The organism is Micromonospora sp. NPDC003776 (genome assembly GCF_053605645.1).
The window spans coordinates 1-3,249 of record NZ_JBSGJR010000685.1 but is presented as its reverse complement, the minus strand read 5'-3'; the positions used below and the strand labels follow the sequence as shown (position 1 = coordinate 3,249).

Here is a 3,249-nt window from a genome sequence, read left to right as displayed (position 1 = left end):
GCCCCGGCTCCACCCAGCGGGTGTCCGAGCTCGACGGCGCGCAGGTGGAGCTGGTCCGCCGGGCGCTGCCCTGGCCGAGCGACCCCCGGCTGCGGGTCCGGGTGGCGGACGCCCGGGCCACCCTGACGTCCAGCCGGGACGCCGGCTACGACGTGGTGGTGTCCGACGTGTTCGCGGGCGCGCGCACCCCCGCCCACCTGACCTCGGTGGAGTACGCGGCCGAGGTGGCCCGGGTGCTCCGGCCCGACGGTTTCCACCTGGCCAACATCGCCGACGGTCCGCCGCTGCGGCACGCTCGGGCCCAGGTCGCCACGGTGCGTACGGTGCTGCCCCGGGCCTGCCTGGTGGGAGACGCGGCGGTGCTGCGCGGCCGGCGCTACGGCAACCTGGTGCTGGTCGCGTCCCGGGTCGAGCCGCCGGTGCCGGAGCTGACCCGGCGGGCCGCCGGTGACTGGTTCCCCGGCCGGGTGCTGGCCGGCGTCGAGCTGGACCGGTTCGCCGGAGGCGCTCCGGTGGTCCACGACGCGGACGCCACCGACTCCACCCCGCCGCCGCCCGGAATTTTTTCCGTCCGTCGTTGATCCGCTCGGCGGACCGCTCCGTATCACCGGGCGGCCCCGCCCGTGGGGGGCCGGCTGATGTCATCGGACACCCGGAGGTCTGCATGCATGCGGTGGCGGCCGGCTGGCACGGCGAGGTGAGGCCCGAGTGGATGTTCGCCCGGGCGCAACCCCAGCCGCGCGCGTCGAGGTCCGGCCGCGGGGTCGACGCCCGGCCCGGGGATCGCCAGAATGACCCGGTGACGCCGCGACCGGCGCCCGGGCGGCACGCGGCGTCCACCGAGGCCAGTCACTCCGACCAGCTGATCCGGCTGCTCTATGCGGAGCACGCGGGGCCGCTGCTGATGTTCGTGATGCGGCTGACCGGCGGCGACCGGCAGCGCGCCGAGGACATCGTGCAGGAGACGCTGCTGCGGGCCTGGCGCAACGCGCACCGGCTGGGCACCCAGGGCCAGGGCTCGCTGCGGCCGTGGCTGGTCACGGTGGCCCGGCGGATCGCGATCGACGAGCACCGCAGCGAGCAGGCCCGCCCGGCGGAGACGTACGACCGGGACCTGACCGCGTTCGCCGAGGCGGACAGCACCGACCGGGTGCTGCGCACGATGACCGTGGCCGACGCGCTGCGTACGCTGAGCCAGTCGCACCGGGAGATCCTGGTGGCGACGTACTTCCGGGGGCGTACCGTGCCCGAGGCCGCCGAGGAGCTGGGCCTGCCGCTCGGCACCGCGAAGTCGCGCGTCTACTACGCGCTGCGCGCGCTGCGCACGGCTCTGCAGGAGAGGGGGGTGACGGAGTGAGCCGGGCAGACCACATGGACGTCGCGGCGTACGCGCTCGGCGTGCTGGATCCGCAGGACGCGGAGCGGTTCGAGGAGCACCTCGCCACCTGCTGGGCGTGCGCCGCGGAGCTGGAGACCATGGTCCCCGTGGTGGGGCTGCTCTCCGGCATCGACGGCGAGACGATGACGGCGCTGGAGCAGACCCACACGGATCCCGCGCTGCTGGACCGGACGCTGATCGCGGTCCGCCGGGACCGGCGGCGGACCCGGCTGCGGCAGATCTTCGCCACCGCGGCGGCCGTGGTCGCCTTCGGCGCGTTGAGCGGGGTCGGCTTCGCCACGGTGTTCCACGACGACCGGCAGTTCCAGCAGGCCGACCCGGCGCCGACCGTGCCCACCGTGGCGGTGGAGCCGACGCCGACGGCGTCCGGGCCGGGGATCGGCGATCCCACCGGCCTCGACGGCGAGCAGCACGACGCCACGGACCCGGGCACCGGCGTGAACACCACGATGTTTCTGGTCACCAAGGAGTACGGCACCGAAATCAACGTGCGGCTCACCAAGCTGCCCGGCCCGCGTACCTGCCGGCTGCTGGTGGTCCGGAAGAACAACACCAGCGAGGTGGTCTCCACCTGGTCGGTCCCGGGCGGGGGGTACGGGACGAGCACCAACCAGCTCCCCCTGGAGCTGACCGCGTCCACCGCCGCCAATCGGGACGACATCGCCAAGATCCAGGTGCAGTCGGTCGACGCGAACGGCATCGCCACCCCGCTGGTGACGGTGGCCGACCTCTGATCGGCGGGCACTCCGACGCCGGGCAGCGACACCGCCGGGCGCCGTTCCGGCATGCCCCGGGGTCGGATCGGCCCCACCTGCTCCGCACGCGCCCGCGGCCGGAAAGGTTCAACCAGCCAAGCGTGAAATGCACCACCCTTACCTCTTCAACCTTGACAGCACGGCGGCCGTACTACTCGGCGACCTACCACGATTGAGGAGGGCACGTGGCACACCTGAAGCGGACGACCGTCATCGTCGCGAGCGCGATGGTCGCACTAACGGCCTGCGCGCCCGCGGGCTACGACGGGGCGAACTCGAGCGCGGCCGAGCCGGTCGCCGTCGCCGCGGCCGAGCCCACCGCGACGGCCGAACCGGAAGCCGCCGCGACCGCGGACGCCCCCAGCACCGACCGGGGCGCTCCCCCGGCCGACGTGCAGCTCACCGACCAGCTGATCGGCAAGAAGGTCCCGCGGATGGGCAACGTCGTCACCGACCAGGACGGCTGGGTCCTCTACCGCTTCGACAAGGACTCGGCCGACCCGCCGCAGTCCAACTGCGTGGACAAGTGCGCCCAGGTCTGGCCGCCCGCGCTGACCGACGGGAACGCGCAGCTGCGGGGCATCTCCGACGACAAGGTCGGCACGGTCACCCGCCAGGACGGCACCCGGCAGCTCACCATCGCGGGCTGGCCGGTCTACCGCTACATCGGTGACAAGAAGCCCGGCCAGTGGAAGGGCCAGGGGGTCGGCGGCACCTGGTGGGTGATCGACCAGAACGGCAGGAAGAACCTGACCTGCGTGCCCACCGGCACCCCGAAGCCGGTCGCCCCGCCGGCCGCGGGTGACTCGGGCGGCGCGAACGGCGGCGGCTACTCGTACTGACGCCGCGCGGACACGGTGGCCGGTCGCAGCCGGGGAGGGCGCGGCCGGCCACCGTCGTGGACCCGGACGCGGCGCACCGGCAGCGCCGCGTCCGGCCCGGCCCCGACACGTGGCAGAGTGTCCGGGTGACCTCTCCCGCCGCCCACCGGACGCTGCGGCCGCCGGCCGGCTACCGGCTGGCCGCGTCGGTGCGCGGGCTCACCTTCAGCCCCTACGACCCCTGCGCGCGGATCGCCGCCGGCACCTTCTGGTG

General features: G+C 74.4%; 4 protein-coding genes and 1 pseudogene. All 5 read left to right on the top strand.

The window, feature by feature from the left end; translation table 11 throughout:
- The coding region (locus ACWEVO_RS33305; protein WP_452311399.1) for a spermidine synthase at positions 1 to 581 on the top strand (581 nt) is incomplete at its 5' end.
- A gap of 83 nt (positions 582 to 664) precedes the next feature.
- The gene (locus tag ACWEVO_RS33300; protein ID WP_452311398.1) at positions 665 to 1,357 is read left to right on the top strand and encodes a sigma-70 family RNA polymerase sigma factor; all 693 of its coding nucleotides are present in this window, start codon (positions 665 to 667) and stop codon (positions 1,355 to 1,357) included.
- A complete protein-coding gene (locus tag ACWEVO_RS33295; protein WP_452311397.1) occupies positions 1,354 to 2,133 on the top strand; it encodes an anti-sigma factor family protein in 780 nt (259 codons plus the stop codon). Before ACWEVO_RS33300 ends, ACWEVO_RS33295 begins: the two co-directional genes overlap by 4 nt.
- 206 nt (positions 2,134 to 2,339) lie before the next feature.
- On the top strand, positions 2,340 to 2,996 hold the full coding sequence (locus tag ACWEVO_RS33290; protein ID WP_452311396.1) for a hypothetical protein: 657 nt from the start codon (positions 2,340 to 2,342) through the stop codon (positions 2,994 to 2,996).
- 125 nt (positions 2,997 to 3,121) lie between these two features.
- Positions 3,122 to 3,249, top strand: a pseudogene (locus ACWEVO_RS33285) (DNA-3-methyladenine glycosylase 2 family protein); the annotation flags it as partial.